General features: G+C 48.9%; 18 protein-coding genes and 1 tRNA gene. 11 read left to right on the forward strand and 8 right to left on the reverse strand.

Going from position 1 to position 15,772, the window contains the following annotated elements; all coding sequences use genetic code 11:
* Positions 1-159 precede the first annotated feature (159 nt).
* On the reverse strand, positions 160-582 hold the full coding sequence (locus tag JTN23_RS12045; protein ID WP_247235078.1) for a response regulator: 423 nt from the start codon (positions 580-582) through the stop codon (positions 160-162).
* A gap of 368 nt (positions 583-950) precedes the next feature.
* Here JTN23_RS12045 and JTN23_RS12050 point away from each other — a divergent pair.
* Together JTN23_RS12050 and JTN23_RS12055 are read left to right on the forward strand one after the other, a co-directional pair.
* Positions 951-1,022, forward strand: a tRNA-Glu gene (locus JTN23_RS12050).
* 198 nt (positions 1,023-1,220) lie between these two features.
* On the forward strand, positions 1,221-1,451 hold the full coding sequence (locus tag JTN23_RS12055) for a hypothetical protein (RefSeq protein WP_247235080.1): 231 nt from the start codon (positions 1,221-1,223) through the stop codon (positions 1,449-1,451).
* 15 nt (positions 1,452-1,466) lie between these two features.
* Here the strand turns inward: JTN23_RS12055 and JTN23_RS12060 are convergent, their stop codons facing one another.
* A complete protein-coding gene (locus JTN23_RS12060) occupies positions 1,467-2,204 on the reverse strand; it encodes an SDR family oxidoreductase (RefSeq protein ID WP_247235081.1) in 738 nt (245 codons plus the stop codon).
* A gap of 229 nt (positions 2,205-2,433) precedes the next feature.
* On the opposite strand from JTN23_RS12060, the gene JTN23_RS12065 reads away from it, so the two are divergent.
* Positions 2,434-2,652, forward strand: coding sequence for a hypothetical protein (locus tag JTN23_RS12065; protein ID WP_247235082.1), 219 nt, complete (start codon positions 2,434-2,436; stop codon positions 2,650-2,652).
* 97 nt (positions 2,653-2,749) lie between these two features.
* Here the strand turns inward: JTN23_RS12065 and JTN23_RS12070 are convergent, their stop codons facing one another.
* The gene (locus JTN23_RS12070) at positions 2,750-4,756 is read right to left on the reverse strand and encodes a hypothetical protein (protein ID WP_247235083.1); all 2,007 of its coding nucleotides are present in this window, start codon (positions 4,754-4,756) and stop codon (positions 2,750-2,752) included.
* Between the two features lie 233 nt (positions 4,757-4,989).
* Between JTN23_RS12070 and JTN23_RS12075 the strand changes: the two genes are divergently transcribed.
* The 3 genes from JTN23_RS12075 to JTN23_RS12085 all read left to right on the forward strand — a co-directional run bounded on the left by JTN23_RS12075 (position 4,990) and on the right by JTN23_RS12085 (position 6,933).
* Complete coding sequence (locus JTN23_RS12075; protein WP_247235084.1) at positions 4,990-5,373, forward strand: hypothetical protein; 384 nt, start codon at positions 4,990-4,992, stop codon at positions 5,371-5,373.
* 28 nt (positions 5,374-5,401) lie between these two features.
* The gene (locus JTN23_RS12080; RefSeq protein WP_247235085.1) at positions 5,402-5,686 is read left to right on the forward strand and encodes a hypothetical protein; all 285 of its coding nucleotides are present in this window, start codon (positions 5,402-5,404) and stop codon (positions 5,684-5,686) included.
* Between the two features lie 1,001 nt (positions 5,687-6,687).
* Entirely contained in the window at positions 6,688-6,933 is a 246-nt protein-coding gene (locus JTN23_RS12085) for a hypothetical protein (RefSeq protein ID WP_247235086.1), read from the forward strand.
* 88 nt (positions 6,934-7,021) lie between these two features.
* Here the strand turns inward: JTN23_RS12085 and JTN23_RS12090 are convergent, their stop codons facing one another.
* The 4 genes from JTN23_RS12090 to JTN23_RS12105 all read right to left on the reverse strand — a co-directional run bounded on the left by JTN23_RS12090 (position 7,022) and on the right by JTN23_RS12105 (position 11,377).
* Positions 7,022-9,169 carry a hypothetical protein gene (locus JTN23_RS12090; protein WP_247235087.1) on the reverse strand — a complete coding sequence of 716 codons (2,148 nt, stop codon included), beginning with the start codon at positions 9,167-9,169 and terminating at the stop codon, positions 7,022-7,024.
* 75 nt (positions 9,170-9,244) lie between these two features.
* Positions 9,245-9,904: a hypothetical protein gene (locus tag JTN23_RS12095; RefSeq protein ID WP_247235088.1), complete on the reverse strand. Its 660-nt coding sequence runs from the start codon at positions 9,902-9,904 to the stop codon at positions 9,245-9,247.
* Positions 9,905-9,934: 30 nt separating this feature from the next.
* Entirely contained in the window at positions 9,935-10,570 is a 636-nt protein-coding gene (locus JTN23_RS12100) for a DUF4136 domain-containing protein (RefSeq protein WP_247235089.1), read from the reverse strand.
* A 42-nt stretch (positions 10,571-10,612) separates the two neighbouring features.
* A complete protein-coding gene (locus JTN23_RS12105) occupies positions 10,613-11,377 on the reverse strand; it encodes an SDR family oxidoreductase (protein WP_247235091.1) in 765 nt (254 codons plus the stop codon).
* 97 nt (positions 11,378-11,474) lie between these two features.
* On the opposite strand from JTN23_RS12105, the gene JTN23_RS12110 reads away from it, so the two are divergent.
* The 3 genes from JTN23_RS12110 to JTN23_RS12120 all read left to right on the forward strand — a co-directional run bounded on the left by JTN23_RS12110 (position 11,475) and on the right by JTN23_RS12120 (position 13,295).
* The gene (locus JTN23_RS12110) at positions 11,475-12,377 is read left to right on the forward strand and encodes a histone deacetylase family protein (RefSeq protein WP_247235092.1); all 903 of its coding nucleotides are present in this window, start codon (positions 11,475-11,477) and stop codon (positions 12,375-12,377) included.
* 61 nt (positions 12,378-12,438) lie between these two features.
* A complete protein-coding gene (locus JTN23_RS12115; RefSeq protein WP_247235093.1) occupies positions 12,439-12,807 on the forward strand; it encodes a hypothetical protein in 369 nt (122 codons plus the stop codon).
* 62 nt (positions 12,808-12,869) lie between these two features.
* Positions 12,870-13,295, forward strand: a complete 426-nt coding sequence (locus JTN23_RS12120; RefSeq protein ID WP_247235094.1) for a PPC domain-containing DNA-binding protein — start codon at positions 12,870-12,872, stop codon at positions 13,293-13,295.
* A gap of 51 nt (positions 13,296-13,346) precedes the next feature.
* On the opposite strand, the gene JTN23_RS12125 is transcribed toward JTN23_RS12120, so the two are convergent.
* Entirely contained in the window at positions 13,347-13,901 is a 555-nt protein-coding gene (locus tag JTN23_RS12125) for a DUF6580 family putative transport protein (protein ID WP_247235095.1), read from the reverse strand.
* A gap of 266 nt (positions 13,902-14,167) precedes the next feature.
* Between JTN23_RS12125 and JTN23_RS12130 the strand changes: the two genes are divergently transcribed.
* Positions 14,168-14,725: a DinB family protein gene (locus tag JTN23_RS12130; protein ID WP_247235206.1), complete on the forward strand. Its 558-nt coding sequence runs from the start codon at positions 14,168-14,170 to the stop codon at positions 14,723-14,725.
* Positions 14,726-15,070: 345 nt separating this feature from the next.
* The gene (locus JTN23_RS12135) at positions 15,071-15,748 is read left to right on the forward strand and encodes a response regulator (RefSeq protein WP_247235096.1); all 678 of its coding nucleotides are present in this window, start codon (positions 15,071-15,073) and stop codon (positions 15,746-15,748) included.
* Positions 15,749-15,772 lie beyond the last annotated feature (24 nt).

Here is a 15,772-nt window from a genome sequence, read left to right on the forward strand (position 1 = left end):
TATTCACACTATTTATTTTGATAATCTCTGCTGACGGTTCAGCAGAGATTTTTTTTGCCATACCTACACATGGGAGATCGATACTACAAAATTATGTGCCTTAGATCGAAGAAGCTACTGCATAGCCTGCTTCCCCGTCAGTAAGCCTGTCAATGATGACTATACCACCTCCGAAAAGTACGGACTCAGACACTCATGTTTTTTTAGGTTTTCCAGATCCTGCGCAGCAAGAGGTTTATTGATAAAGGCAATAACACAGGGAGGAATGGTAGCCTTGACTTCTTCACTTGGGTTCAGGGAAGATAGTACGCATATATGAATAGTAGGCAGTAAAGGAAGAAAGTGCTGAACGAACACGTCCAGAAATTTCCAGCCGTTCAAAAATGGCATGTTCAGATCCAGGAATACCAGTTCCGGGACCTCCTGGTCGCCAGAAGCAATGAGCTCTTCAAAGTAAGGTATGGCTGAAACACCATACCCCGGGGTAAGTACATTTGCTGCAAAATCTGATTTTAGTATCCGACGCTTGGTAACAAAAATGGATGTTTCGTCATCGTCAATAATCAGGACGTTTTTAATCATCAAGTAAATCGTAAAGTAGGGAAGAAGGGGTAAATATTCATTATTTGTTTCTAAATAAGCAAAAGGGGCGGCAAATATACCTATCACTGAGTGCTTGTCCCCGGAGTGAACTATCTTAAGTAGCAGGAGCAAATGGGAGGGGAGTATCAAAATGCAGAACAAGCCTGGTATTGCTTAAAAAGTAGTTGGTTGATTGTCAAAAAGGTAGGTGCCGGGTCTGGTCTTTTTGGTAATATTTAAGAAATAAATTTTCAGAGAAGGCTTGCATAATAAAAATAGACCCCCCATATTTGCACCTCGATTCCGGGAAATGGAAACGAAACCAACTAAGGAGTGCCCTTCAAGGCAAACGAAGTAGGAGACCAGTCGGCCCATTCGTCTAGCGGTTAGGACACGACCCTTTCACGGTTGAAACAGGGGTTCGATTCCCCTATGGGTCACGAAGCCCCGCAGAAATGCGGGGCTTTCGTGTTTTTATTTTGTCTGCCTACACCTACTCATTCTCACTACTTTCCGTTCAAAAAGCTTCACTTCTGTATTCTAAAGGGCCTATTTCTTACCTACTTTCCTTCCAAAAACTTCAAACAAAAGCATAGACAAGCGGTTAATAGATGCTGGCATGACAAAACGGTAGCTTAATGAAGTTCCTGACCACAAAAGGTAAAATCATAACGGGAGACTCTCCACAGGAGATTCTTGAAAACTTAAAAAATTCATCTCCCTATGATCGGAAGAAAAAGATGGATAAGTACCTCGAGACCCTATCAAGTAGGATACGCCTGTACGACCGGGCTGAAATAAAGGGGTATGGCCACGTAGAGATCCTGATGCAACTCGAGGAAGTAGGATTTCTGCTGCGCCTCGAATAGGTGGCCTCGCGTGTCCTACCTGCTATTGATCCGGCTAAAAGCCTCGTTCAGTTCGGCCCGGGAAGCGTTACGGACTATTTCGGACGTACCATAGCCAATTTCAAGTTCACCCGCCTGCAGGCGCTGCATGACCGCATCGGCAAAGTCATCCAGAGGAGCCCCAAACGTATGCAGCCCCGGTCCACCCAAATCCGTATTAACCGCTGGCGGCGCTATCTCTACTACCTGAATCCCTATTGGAAGTAGCTGGTGGCGCAATGACAGCGTAAATGAGTGAAGAGCCGCTTTGGTGGCACTATAAATAGGCGCGAAAGCCGCCGGGGCAAAAGCCAGCCCTGATGTGATGTTGATGAGTACTGCATTGGGCTGCTGACGCAGCAGTGGAATAGAGAGCATAGACAGGTGAATCGGTGCCTCCAGATTAATAGCAATCTCCTGCTGGTGGGCCGTCCACTCTTCCTGCGTATTGATCAGCTGGGTACGTTTTTGGATACCAGCATTGTTGATCACTACATTCAGGTGCGGAAACTCCTGACAAACCCATTGTACAAGGCTAACGCGCTCGGATTCCTGCGCTAGGTCGCATACACGCGTGTGAAGGGTAGGGTACATTTGCCGGGCTTCCTGTAATTTATCTTCCCGGCGACCACATATGATGACCTCGCTGCCTGCCTGTAAAAATCGTTCGGCCAGGGCCAGTCCGATACCCGAAGCTCCTCCTGTGATCAGAATTGTATTACCTGCTAAATTCATTTTTAAAAAGATGGTTACAGGCTCTAAACTACATGGAGTCCGAAATGATTAGAGCTAGCCGGATTTTTTGCCTCCTAAGGTGCACCGGAAGCAGGTGAACCAACGGGCTGACTATCAGAAGTACTATGATAACAGGTAAATAAATTTATTCGACAAACGCTAAATGGGCTTTTTCTTTTGCCGTCCTTTTTGAGATATTTGCTTCTGTTCACTTCAATCAACTCATCCCATGGGGCCCAACTCCGACAGACAGATAATGCTTGACAACAAGCGGTATGATTTGCACGGTCTTCAGTTAAAGTACAGAAAAGCGCTGGACGGTGGTACCTCCCAGGAGGATATTGAGCAGCTGCATAGAAGAATTATTACCCTGAAAGAGGAGATCAACTCTCTGATCGTAGTCATTGACTTTCCGGGACTGAACCGAACCGGTTTCTCAGATAATTGATTGAGTACGTACTTAGCCCAGTCGACAGTTTCCTGGTTAGGCTTGAGTACTGAGGCTGTACAAGCCAGTTAGCAAGTACCTTTCTGCATTGCCTTATCTACTTCCAGAAGGGCAGGTCATCCTGAATAATTTTTACCTGCCTGTTGAGGCTTCCACCGGCTCTGTGCCACTTGTTATAGAACTGATCCCCTTCGGGGTTTTCAAGTGGGACCGTTATGGTTTCCGAGGGAAGAGGCTCTGGTTCTTTTTCAATCATCTCTTTGCGCAGGTAGTACAGTCCGCGAGCCAGATCCGGAATATGGTTAGGGCCAATATCCCCGTAACTGAAAGCCATAGCCAGGTGCAGAATAGAGCCGCCCCGGCGGAAGAAGCTACCCCCGTAGTTGGTCAGGACGTCGGAGCTGAGAGGCTGTCCGGGCTCATGTCCACCCTGAACGGACAAGTCGTGCGGATCAAACTCAATGGCATTGAGAGCTCCCGAAAATGTACCGGCATTCACATCGGTGGCCATGAGCTTGCGGTCGAGTGAAACGCTCTCTCCTTCGCTGCTGTATATCACATCACAGCCCTCAAAGATAGCTTTAAGGTTATAGCTCATGTACCAGGCCGACTGCTCTCCGCCGGCATCGGCATAGAAACCCGCTACCCTGATCTTACCGTTACTGCCTGCCTTGACGGCATCCCGGAAGTTGACATGGAACTCCCTGAGTCCTTTGGTCATGAACTGGTACCAGGCTCTTCCTTCGCGGGTCTGGGTCCAGAGGGTACGGGTGCTCCAGGGCATTTCGGACGGATCAGGTACCGGGGGCGCAATGGTACCCAGCCCTTTGGACTGAGCAAATTCTTTCCAGGCTACTTTATTGGCCTCTGAGTAGCCGGTTACCTCCGTCCAGCGCCAGGGGTTGGTCTTTGTAATGCCGGGGGAGAAGTACTCTTCGGTATCTCCGTAGGCCATGCTCATGTACACCAGGTCGCTGGCATAAGGCGCCAGTACCTGACTCATGTGCCGGATAGCCCGCTGGAGCTTTTCGCGCCCGAGCCGGGAGTACAGGTCGGGCTGGCAAAGGTTGTTTTCAAACGTAAAGGGAGTACCCAGCATACCGCGGGTCCATTCCGACTCGGGCAGGAAATGATCATCCTGCAGCCGGAAGGGCCAGAAGCAAATAGCCAGCTTCAGATTATTGGCCTTGCACCAGTTGAGGGCAGCCAGAAGTGCCTTGTCGTTGTACTGACCTTCCTTTGGCTCGTAATCGTACCAGCGTACCAGCAGGCGGAGCCCGTCCACCGCCTGGAACGGCTGCCCCTGGTAGGTGAGGCTGTTAAATGCTTCGGCGCGTCTGCGCCAGGGCTCAGCAATGCCGGTTTCGTCCTGCCGGTCAAACCCCCATGCTGTGGTATTCATCAGGATCATCCGCCCGGTGTGGTTACTCAGGCCCGCCTTGCTGTGGTTGGCGTTATCTTCCCTGATCGTTACCCTTTGCTGTACCTGACAGGCCGGGGCGTCTCTGGGCGTGATCTGTAAGGTAGCGGGTCCGGCAGTGGTAGCCAGGTTGGGTAGTCGGATGGGTTTACGACCCTTATAGGTAACATTACGCCAGGACCACTCGCTCTCCCCCTGAGTCAGGACTATATCGTAGCGGGCTTTATTAGCTGGTTGCTGATGTAAGTCCAGCTCAAGCGATTGCTGGAGCTGACGGTAGCCGCGTAAGAACAAGGTACAGTTGGGTGGGGGAGGTAAATGGGCTGTCGACTTCAGCTGTACGGTATGCGTAGCAAAACATCCGGGTTTGCCTACTGAAATGAGTTTTACGGTGGCGGTTCCGGCGGTGGTGATGTTGGGAATAGTGAACCTCCGGTGTGACTGGTGGTGCATGTTTTTCCAGGTCCAGCTTACCTCTCCCTGGCTTAGCTCTACATCAAACGGGATCAAACCACCCTCTGAGGCATGGATATCCAGTTCCAGGTTATGGTCTTTCTGCTCGTAGGACAGGATCACCAGATCGCAGCTTGATAAGGAATCACCTGCTGACTGACTAGCTGTCTGAGCCAGGGAGCAATAGCCTAATAGCAGGCTGACGAGCAGAAAAAGGAGTTTTATACCCATGTAGTTTAATGACTAAAAGTCTTTAGCTAAGATGTATTACTTGGTAAAGTCAGACTGTCTGCTCATTTATCCTGACTACCCTTTGTCCTATATTTTATCCGCCTGTCACAAAATTTCTATCTGTCAGCGGGTTGCTGAGTCATTTTAAGAAATAAAAGGACAGAGCTGGGGTAGCCTTGATAACTGATACCAATTAAAGTGCCAAAGCCCCGGTAAACTCCTGTTAACAAGCCATGAAAAATATTCAAAAGTTTGAACTAGCCGAATTTGCTAATTTGGCAGCCGGTATTTCCCGTTTCAGGGAGGCGCCCCGGGCCATGCTGCTCAGCAGAGCCCCTGGATTTCTGCACATCGATCCCGTGGTTTTTCCGGAGTCGCTTCGTCCGGATTGGGAGCTAATTATGGAGAAGCTTACCCAGCAGGAGGCAAGATTTCGTACCTTTGAGGATAAGCTGCTTGACCGCATGGTGCATTCCATCCTAACCATGTCAGATACCGAATGTCGTATGCTCGTCAAGCAGATACTCGATCTGTACCAGCACTTGCAGGAAAAGCAGGTAGTGCCGAACGTGCTGGCTCTGCGACGTCGCTGTTTTCCGCTGATGGTTACGGAGTAGACCCCCTTTTTTTCTCCCTCCAAAGTATATGAGTAAGACATTTGTTGAACGTGTGCAGGAAGTAGCCAGTCCGGATGACTTTGAACGCAACCGCCACCTGCTGGATGAAGTAAAGCCCCAGGACCAGGACACGTTTCTAGACTGCCTGCAGTCAGGGCTTCACCCAATAGGCGCGTCGGTACGGATGGCTCCGCTGATGGGTAATATTCTGGAAAGGTTGACTAAGGTACAGGATGTGGAGTCAGTCGCCAATCAGCGAATACTCTGGCAGCAGTATGTCGCGCTGGTGCAGGCTTCCCAGACTAGAAACTAAGCCGGTAGTACTACTAGACCAGGAGGTGGAGGCACTGAAAACTCTTGTATTGGGATGACACCAGGGGAGGCCGGATCAGTTATTCCACATGCAGAAGGACCTGATTAGTAAACCAGGTCCTTCTGCATGGAAATATCTATAATGGTGTGGATAATATGTAAAGGTATACGGGAGTTATTCTTAAATAACTATTCCATCCGGTTGAAAAGGTAACGCCCTCTCCAGTATCTGGGGAGGGCGTTTTTTATTACTCCTGGATAGGTAAGCTTTATGGGTTGTATAGGTAATCAGTTCTGTGCCAGTGATACTACCTGTAGGTACATGGTGTTCTTGAAAGTCACCCGTACTGATTGCAGCACGGGTGAGATACATTATTTACACCATAATAAACTTTAAATCGTAACAAATATGAAAAATATATTACATATACGCAATGTTGATGTGGAATATTCTCCGCAACCCGCAGTGACAAAAGTGTGGAGTATGGTCTACGATTATTAGGGATAGGTGTGGATTTAACAAAAAAGGCCCTACCCGGAGGTAAGGCCAGTTTTCACTGTATATGTCTTGAAATGGTGTGGACATACACCGAAATCGTATGTACATAAAAAACAATAATGCCACGCAGGTGCCGGTTCTCTGCCAACTGGACTCGCATAGTTTTTTAGCGGTATGGGAGAGTTGTTAGCTGCTTCACACCATAAACCTAAGCCCTTAAAAAATTAATGATACTTCGTGAAAAGTGGAAGATTCCCCTGATGCTATTGTGTGTGATAGTCCTGTATCATTGTATGGCTTACCTGGTAGTAAGCTTTCTACAGGCACCATCCACCCAGTCAGTAGAGGCAAGTCCATTGCCTGATTCTACCAGAACGTACGATGCCATACCTACACTGATTAAGCAGGAGGGCAGCACCTCCCGCCAAACAGAGTAGAGCTGGCTAACAAAGCGACCCTTTAAAGTGTATATCATTTAATACATCTATAAACCAATAACAGCTATGTCACAAAACCCGGATAATATCAAAGTTGGCGAATTAGTACGAGTAAAAACCGGCGGTCCTACCATGCGTGTATTAGAGATCTCTGACGAAGGACGCGCTACCTGCGAGCCCATGGCAGTGGATCCGGAGAGAAGAGTAGGAAGCTACGAAGGTACCACTACCGAAACCTATGACGCTTCGCAGCTGGAAAGAGCCGAACATAATACAACAGATGAGGGGATTGTAGATATGACAGGGATATAGGTCTGGAAAGACATATTACAAAAAAGAGGGCTCACCCAATGTACCGGGTGAGCCCTCTTTTTTGTATATTCTTCAATGATGTTATTAACTATAACTCCCCCCGGTACAGCGACGGCCAGTTTCCGTACAACTGTATGGTAGTTTCTTTTCCATTGGGTAGCCTGATCTGCACCTGGCGGTTTTGGTGTGGCTCCTGAAAACTATCGATGGCCAGTACTGCTATCTTATTGCCTTTGACAACCGAGGTCACAAACGGATCTTTTCGCATAGCTGACAAAGCTACCTGCTCGGGACGCGGCTGCTGCCACTGTCCATCCGCCTTATAGGCCAGGTCCTGAATGGTACCTCCCACAATGATATCCTCTACCTGCTTGGCCATCCAGTTACCCAGCACAAAGTACTCCGTCGGATAATCCCAGTAACGGGGCGATTCGGGTGTATTAGGTTTTCTCCTGAATGTTTCTGTTCCCGAGCGGCCATCTGCCGGGTACCACTCCATCCCTCGGTTAGAATCATACGAGTAGTTAGTAGTGCCTCTTCCGTACGGCTGCGAATCATGCCATAGGTAATAGCCGTCGCTGGTGATCAGGGAGAATAGTGAGAAACCAAGAGCCTGACTAGCCGGCATAGTGATCAGATCCGTAACGACCAGCTCACCGTTGGGGTCGTTGGTCTGTACGTGCCAGGGGTTAACAGGGTCTTTGTACAGGGGCATATAGCGGTTCCAGCCAAACCATACTACCTTATTATTTTTCTGGAATGGAATCTTCTTGTTGATGCGCGACGTATGCAGGGCCGACAGCACGAGGTAGTTGGTAGGCGTGTTATTGTCTTCATTGGTATAGAAGAACGCCTTGGGGTAAATATCCACGTGCGTGATATTCATATAATCTCCCAGCGACTCCCCATTGGGTAGCTTATCAAAGTTGGTATGATTGGCCGTAGGATTCTGATAATCCTTGACAAATTCACCGGGTTTGATGCCCGAACTACTCCAGAAGTTTTTGTTATGGTAGGCCGATCCGCCCCAGTAGTCAAACATGTTGAGGGAAGGATTGCGCTCCTTGAGTCGCCGGGCAAACCAGATTAGCCGCTGCTTTACTTCCGGCGTATAGATCTGATGCCAGAACTCAAAGTCGAAGGCATATACATTAAGTGGCGTGATGCGATCCGCAAATTCCTCTACCTGCTGCTTGGTAAGACTGCCAAACCAGGCCTGGTCTTTATCATGGAAAAAGCTGGGGCCTTCGGTCCAGTGTTGTCTGGCGTAAGGTACAGTACTTTCTTCCCAGCGGGGCAGGTGAGTAACACCACGCTTCAGGTAGTTCTGTGCCGGTACGTCGGCATTGAGCCGGTACTGCATGGCAAACTTACCCGGTATGGGATCAAACTCCGGAAACTTAGTATCAAACTGTACATTGAAAGTACGGGAAGGGCTAAACCACGACGGGATGTCTACCTTGCGCAACGCTGCTGACTGGGGCGTAGAGGTAGCGATGGCATTATTGGCTATCCATACGTTTTGCTGCCGGATACTCCTGAACCGGAGGTGATTCCACCATTCGGAGTAGGGGGCATCAATCCAGCAAGTGACTATCGAGTACAGGTACCCGGGTTTTACTTCAATACCTTTGTCCAGATCCTTAACGATGATATTATCAATAAGATAGACCCTGGTACGGCCGTCGTTGTAGTTGGCGAAGTCTTTCAGGTACAACTTATTGCCTCTGATCTCCGGCCGGACATCCAGCCAGCTATCCTTACTGCCGTGCCGGATCCACCTGGAGGGGTTCAGCGCACTCGCAGCCATATTGGCGTCGTAGTTGATTGAAGCCGTAGTTTGGCAGCCCGGCTTGCCATCACTCTTGATCATAACCGTGGCGGCACCACTGGCCAGATTTACGGTAGGAAGAGTCAGCCAAACCCCCATCCGGTTGGGCATGGACGGGAAGCGCTGAGTTTTGCCCCGCTGGGTGATTTCAACGGTAAAAGGAGCCAGTCCCGACTGGCTGGCGTAAAGCTCAAACTGTAGTTCACTGCCAATTTGCTTATAGCGCCTTACCTCCAGGTCACATACGGCAGAAGTAGTGGACAGGGTACGAGCTACCGGAAGCTCAGGAGGTATATACTGATAGCGACGGGAGTCGGATGGACCATAGCGATACCACACCCATGATCCACCCAAAACACCAATCGCCAGTAAAGTACTTAACCAAAGTAGGGTTGTTCTTGACAATCGTATAACCGACAAAATGTTGAGATTAGATGTACTTCCTGATTAGTTAACAGGCTGAATTTACGAATCAATCTGTTACCACCAGCGATAAAATAATCCAATGGAGCCATTAAGAGCCGAAATGCCGCTGGTTATGTAATCGTAGTTGTAGGGCGTCTGGGTATATTTGACCCGTAAGTCCATTCCAACCGAACCGTCACGCTTGAATAGTACCTTGGTACCTGCCCCAACTCCGTAGGTAAACGCAAACTTTTGCTGCTGGTCCGCCAGGTTGCCCCAGTATAAGGTGTAGTCAACAAAACTACCTCCGGCACTCAGATGTACGTAAGGACGAACCATTGCGCCCGAGCCGGCAAAGTGGTAGTTGACAAATCCCTGGATCGGATACTGGGTAAGGGTGCGGGTCTGCACGGCCGACACTTCCTGTTCGCCCAACTGATACATCTGCCGGGGCAGGCGCTGCTGGAAAAAGTTTTTGCCGACTTCACCTCCAACTGAAAGGTTGCTGCGGAGTATCCATTCCAGTGACAGAGAGTAGTTCTGTGCGGAAGATCTGTCTATATAGTTATCGGCAAACGCACCAATAGGAACAGCCGCGGTAACCCGGGCCGTAGCCAGGTAGTGGGTGTATCGCTCGTAGGGAGATGGCAGATCGTACAGGTTAGATCCCTGCTGGGCTAGTACCTGAGCCGATACGAATAGTACCAGCGCCATTACTGAAATATATTTTCTCATTCGTGTTTACAGTTTTAAAAATAGTGACTTTTAGTTCGAGCCTAAATAGGCTGATTGTTTGAATACCGAATCAATGACGTTACTGACTTGCTGAACATCAAAAAGACCGGCACCCCGTATTTCGGCACTCCATACTACGTTCAGCTTCTGGTTAGCTCGGTCAGGATTTTTGAAGTCCACCATTTCCAGGTACCAGTAGTTTTCGTTGACCTGGTAGTAGGTATAGTAGGAGGGATACCCGTACCCCCAGCCACCTAAGCCTCCACCATAAAATCCGCCGCCCCAGTAGTTGCCCAGGTAAGGGGACATGGGCTGAGACACTACGTTGAGGTAGCTGTTACGAATCTGGGCTACGTTGATACCCAGGTCTGGACTGTCTTTGGGATTGACGTACCGGTAGCCCAGTTGCTGCATATTAGCGACCACACGGTTGAGTACCTGCATGTCTACATCCGACAGGGAAGTACCCGTGCCCCGGTTGCCTAGTACAATCACCGAGTCCACAATACTGAATGTTTTATACTGGTTGAAGTCGGCCGTCTTGTTGCGGTTAGTTATAAATACCTGCGATTCTTCGACAGATAAATCACTTAGTGGGTCATTATTACAGGCGGCCAGCAAAGAGGCCCCTAGTAGTATAGCAAGAAAGGATGTTTTAAAGGTCATGACTATAATTGTTAAAACAGTTGTTGTTATTAATAACGAATATCATACGTAAATCATTTTACGGGTCATTCCTCCATCCACCATGAAGTTCTGGCCCGTTATGAAACTATTGCGGTCATCAAGCAGGAATATGATCATATTGGCAATATCCTCCGCACGTCCAACCCTCCCGGCTGGATGCTGCTCGTGATCGGCTTCGGTCAGGTGTAACTCCTGGGCCGCTGCACTCTTCCGGATGGACGATACTTCGATCCAGCCGGGGCTAATGGTATTGACCCTCACTTTGGGTCCCAGGCTAATAGCCAAGGCATGCGTCAGAGAGTAAATACCACCCTTGGAGGCTGAGTAAGCCTCGGTATCTGCTTCGGACATGAAAGCTCTGGTTGAACACATATTGATAATACTACCCGACTGCTCCTGCAGGTAGGGAGCAGCATACTTGGCGCATAGAAAAGTACCCGTCAGATTAGTATCGATGACGGCCTTCCACTCATCTAGTTCTAATTCATGGATGGGTTTATTAGCCGAAATGGCCGCGTTGTTGATGAGGTAACTAGGGCTGCCTACTTCAGTAGCTGTTTTTTCGATCCAGGCTTTTACCTCTTTTTCAATGGCTACGCTGCCCTGGTACAGGTGAATACCGTCGGGCAGGAAGCTATTTTTCCACTCCTCAATCGCTTCCCGATCGTACTCCAGAACAGAAACCCGGTACCCTTCGTGATGGAGGCGTTCGGTGACTACACGGCCAATTCCCTGGGCGCCTCCGGTGATCAGTACTACCGGGCTGTTCTCATTGTCTTTTAACATTGGCTTACTTTATGTGTTTTTTGGAATAGTAGTGTGTGTACATGACCTATCGTACAGCAAAAAGGTTGTGCCAAGTTCTTAATTTACCCTCAGATCAATGCTCAGAATCGCTTTTTGCCCGATTTATAGCCATCCTTTACCCGAAGGGCACCGCTTCCCCATGATTAAGTACGAGCTGATACATGAGCAGCTCATCTACGAAGGTACCTGTACACCCGACAACTTTTTCTGTCCGGACGAGCTGGACGAGAAATGGATTACAGACATTCACGATGCCACCTACTGGGAAGACCTCAAGCACCAGCGACTGAGCCCCAGGATGGTCCGCAGGATCGGCTTTCCGCTGTCAGAGCAATTGGTAAAGCGGGAGATCATTATTGCGCAGGGGACGGTAGACTGCTGTGGATACGCCCGCCAGTACGGCGTCGCCATGAACGTAGCCGGAGGTACCCACCACGCCTATGCCGATAAGGGCGAGGGCTTTTGTTTGTTGAATGACGTGGCCATCGCCTCCAACTACCTGCTCAAGCAGGGGCTAGCCCAGCGCATCCTGATCATTGATCTGGATGTGCACCAGGGCAATGGTACGGCCGCCATCTTTCAGCAGGAGCCCAGGGTATTCACATTCTCCATGCACGGGAAAGACAACTACCCACTGCACAAGGAGCAATCGGACCTGGATATACCGCTACCTACCGGTACCGGTGATGAGGAGTACCTCGCCGTCCTGAGGCAGACCCTGCCGCGACTGTTTGAGGAGCACCAGCCCGACTTTGCCTTTTATATTTCGGGCGTGGATATACTGGGTACTGACAAGTTGGGACACCTGAAGGTCAGTCCGGATGGGTGTCGGCAGCGGGATGAGTTTGTATTTACTACCTGTCAGCAGTACGATATACCGGTAGTAGTATCTATGGGAGGAGGGTATTCGCCCCGTATCTCCCATATCGTGGAAGGTCACTGCAATACCTTTCGCGCCGCCCAAAAATTGTATTTTTAACGCTTTGGTGCTTGTTTTTTTAGAATTTTGCTTAAATTTTGCATGGATAACCCCTCTATACATGCAACTATCCCTGGTTGATCATTTGCCAGAATTTGACAAACGGATCTTTCTGGATGTATTCGCCAAGATGACACTTGATCCTCGTACACGCCTACCGGTCCTCAAAACCATTGAAGGACAGTATGTTCCGTGTGAGCTGAAGGTACGGTGTGATCGGAAAGTTATTACCTGTTTTCCCGAAGGAACCATCTACAAGCTCGACGCCCGCCTGGTCCAGCACAAAGGGCGGAAGCCGTACTTCACGGCTATACGTAGTAAAAGTATCCAACGAGCCCTTGAATTTTTTGAACATAATCTGCAGCTCCAGAAGGGAGGAGGAATACCTCGCAAAAAGGTAAAGCCTAAAGCTGTTTTTGTTCCCCATTAAGTATGCGACAATTTCCCGGGATTATCCTACTGATAGTACACACTAGTTATTTTTTAGAAGCCATGGCCCAGGCACCGGTTGCCAGTACGAACATGCAGGTCTATTCGTTACGTCTCGAGCCCGGTGATGATCTCAAAAAGTCGCTGCACGCTTTTATCACAGCCAATCATATCGAAGCCGGTTTTATCGTGACAGGGGTAGGCAGCCTTACCCAGGTACACCTGCGCCTGGCCAATCAGGAACAGGGAGAGTACTACCGGGGCCACTTCGAGATAGTTTCGCTGGTAGGTACCTTGTCGGTACATGGTTCGCACCTCCACGCCTCCGTTTCTGACTCTACCGGGCGTACCATTGGCGGGCACCTGCTGGACGGCAATCTGATATATACTACGGCCGAGTTGGTACTTGGCGTACTGCCGGATGTCAGGTACCTGCGGGAGCCCTGCCCCAAAAGCGGCTACAACGAACTGAAAGTATACAAAAAGTAAGAGGCAACCGGTACACCGGTTGCCTCTTACTTTTATGTCAAATCTGTTGAATTAAGCTTCAACAGTATCAAGTGCCGGAGCTTTGGTTTTCAGCCACTCAAAGCATCCCACCATCAGGGTAGTAAAGAACAGATCCCCCATTACCGTATTCAGGAACAGGTTACCAAAAATATCCTGCTGGTAAAACTGCAGACCCGCTACGTAGCTGGCGATAAGCCCCATGAATGTCTTAGGATAGAGACTGCCCGGGTGCATCCATACCGCAAAATTGGTGATCAGGAAGAACAGTACTGACGAGAGCGTAGAGGCAGCCAGAATCCGACCCACGGTGATCTTGCGAAGCAGTACCATACCCAGCACCACGATCAGGATAAATGAGCCATACACAGCCCACATGGAGCTATGGAAGCCCAGGATCAGGTCACTCACCAGCATAGCCAGCAGAGGTACCACAAAAGCCCATGCCTTACGGGTGAAGTAAGCACCGCCAAATAGTGCCATGGCACCGATAGGAGTGAAGTTGAATGGATGGGGAACCAGTCGGCAAAGTGCCGCAGCCAGTACAATAACCGCCAGCGTTACAAAACGTATATTCGTTACCTTCATGATCTGTTAAGTATAATAATGTTGTAAATATACAAGACAACACGCAAGGCTGCAAAACTGACTACTCATCCTGCACAAAAAGTACATAAAAAGGGTGTATGGTCAGGTAGGCAACAGCCCGTACCTATGAACAGCAGGTAGGAGAAAATCAACCTGTATGACGGGCTGAGAAAGACGGGCATAAGGAGAAGGAACGGTTATTTACTTTTAAATAGTATACGCTGTACGTATATTTGTCAAATTATTACCGAGTGAACGCTACGATTATGGATACTAAAGAAGAAATTCTGCGCATTATAGATCTCCTGAACGATACGTACGAAAGTGAGCAGGCCTGGCACGGACCGTCGGTGGTGGAGGTACTACGAGGCGTATCGCCCCGCATGGCGGAGGCCAAGTTGACCCACAATACCCACTCCATCGCTGAGATCGTCTTCCACATGACCACCTGGCGCATCTTTGTGGTACGGAAGCTACAGGGCGATGCGGCCTTTGATATCAAAACAAAGGAAAAGAACTGGAAGACATTCCCCATTGTGGATGAGATCGAGTGGGAGACCCTACAGATGGAGCTGAGCCTTTCGCAGGAAGAGCTGATCAGTGAAATTGAGAAAAAGGCGAGTGATATGTTCCTGGAAGATATTGTACCCGGACGTGACTACACCTATTATACCATGATTCACGGGCTTATCCAGCATGACCTCTACCACGCCGGTCAGATCGCCTTGCTGAAGAAGGCGCTGACACTCAGCGTACCTGCCGATGATGATTTCAATAATTTCAGGGATAGCAGCAATTTTGATGACGACTTTGATGATTTTTAATCAAATTTTAAGATCATTTTGTTTAATTGTAATTAAAATTTTCCAACTTTGCATTCAAGATAAGTTCAGCCGTCCTAGGCTGTTCTTTTAATGGTGTGGATATATGTCGGAAAGCCACTCGAGTTCTCGGGTGGCTTTTTTGTTTTCTATCCAGCCTCAATGGCAGCACCCTGATTTTATTCTTCTACTGGTTAAAATTTGATGATTGGTAACTAGTTGAAGACGTGTGTAGTACTCTGCTTTTATACCTGTAAGCCTTCCTGATAGTTACAACTTCCTATCAAATACATTGAAGTCAGAGCGCCTTTTTTATATTTTTGGCCGATTCCTGTCTAACAAGCAATTATGAGAGTACTTGTTGTTGAAGATGAGCCCAAGCTGGCTAGTTTTATTCAAAGAGGTCTTGAAGAGCAAACCTGGGAAGTAGAGGTGGCCTACGACGGACGCATGGGGAAGTCGCTGGCGATGTCCAATCCGTATGATATCATTGTCATGGATATAAACCTGCCGGTTATCAACGGCTTTGATCTGACCGAGCAACTCCGCCAGGAGGGGATCACTACGCCCATCCTGATGCTGACAGCGCTGGGGACGGTGGAGGATAAGCTGCAGGGCTTTGATTCGGGGGCGGACGACTACCTGGTGAAGCCATTTGAGTTCAGGGAGTTTCTGGCCAGACTAAAAGCACTTACCAGACGCGGATCGGTGACCGAGGGGAAGGTACATATGTTAAGAATTTCGGATCTGGAGCTGAATCTGGACGAGCGCATAGCCCGTAGAGGAGGAAAGCAGATAGACCTGACGGCTAAGGAGTTTGCGCTGCTGGAGTACCTGATGCGAAACCGCAACCGGGTAGTATCACGGATCGAGATAGCCGAGAAAGTATGGGATATCCATTTTGACACCGGCACCAATGTCATAGATGTATATATCAACTTTCTGCGCAAAAAAGTTGATAAGGATTTTCCTTCAAAGCTTATTCATACTGTAGTAGGCATGGGCTATATATTCAAGGAAGAATGAACGTAAAAGTCCGCCTGACACTGA

The organism is Telluribacter roseus, assembly GCF_017355915.2.
In the GTDB taxonomy this organism is placed as follows: Bacteria; Bacteroidota; Bacteroidia; order Cytophagales; family Spirosomataceae; genus Telluribacter.

Coding starts and splice junctions, on each gene's coding strand:
- JTN23_RS12045 (WP_247235078.1), bottom strand. CDS start 582: ATGATTAAAAACGTCCTGATTATTGACGATGACGAAACATCCATTTTT.
- JTN23_RS12055 (WP_247235080.1), top strand. CDS start 1,221: ATGAAGTTCCTGACCACAAAAGGTAAAATCATAACGGGAGACTCTCCA.
- JTN23_RS12060 (WP_247235081.1), bottom strand. CDS start 2,204: ATGAATTTAGCAGGTAATACAATTCTGATCACAGGAGGAGCTTCGGGT.
- JTN23_RS12065 (WP_247235082.1), top strand. CDS start 2,434: ATGGGGCCCAACTCCGACAGACAGATAATGCTTGACAACAAGCGGTAT.
- JTN23_RS12070 (WP_247235083.1), bottom strand. CDS start 4,756: ATGGGTATAAAACTCCTTTTTCTGCTCGTCAGCCTGCTATTAGGCTAT.
- JTN23_RS12075 (WP_247235084.1), top strand. CDS start 4,990: ATGAAAAATATTCAAAAGTTTGAACTAGCCGAATTTGCTAATTTGGCA.
- JTN23_RS12080 (WP_247235085.1), top strand. CDS start 5,402: ATGAGTAAGACATTTGTTGAACGTGTGCAGGAAGTAGCCAGTCCGGAT.
- JTN23_RS12085 (WP_247235086.1), top strand. CDS start 6,688: ATGTCACAAAACCCGGATAATATCAAAGTTGGCGAATTAGTACGAGTA.
- JTN23_RS12095 (WP_247235088.1), bottom strand. CDS start 9,904: ATGAGAAAATATATTTCAGTAATGGCGCTGGTACTATTCGTATCGGCT.
- JTN23_RS12100 (WP_247235089.1), bottom strand. CDS start 10,570: ATGACCTTTAAAACATCCTTTCTTGCTATACTACTAGGGGCCTCTTTG.
- JTN23_RS12105 (WP_247235091.1), bottom strand. CDS start 11,377: ATGTTAAAAGACAATGAGAACAGCCCGGTAGTACTGATCACCGGAGGC.
- JTN23_RS12110 (WP_247235092.1), top strand. CDS start 11,475: ATGCTCAGAATCGCTTTTTGCCCGATTTATAGCCATCCTTTACCCGAA.
- JTN23_RS12115 (WP_247235093.1), top strand. CDS start 12,439: ATGCAACTATCCCTGGTTGATCATTTGCCAGAATTTGACAAACGGATC.
- JTN23_RS12120 (WP_247235094.1), top strand. CDS start 12,870: ATGGCCCAGGCACCGGTTGCCAGTACGAACATGCAGGTCTATTCGTTA.
- JTN23_RS12125 (WP_247235095.1), bottom strand. CDS start 13,901: ATGAAGGTAACGAATATACGTTTTGTAACGCTGGCGGTTATTGTACTG.
- JTN23_RS12130 (WP_247235206.1), top strand. CDS start 14,168: ATGGATACTAAAGAAGAAATTCTGCGCATTATAGATCTCCTGAACGAT.
- JTN23_RS12135 (WP_247235096.1), top strand. CDS start 15,071: ATGAGAGTACTTGTTGTTGAAGATGAGCCCAAGCTGGCTAGTTTTATT.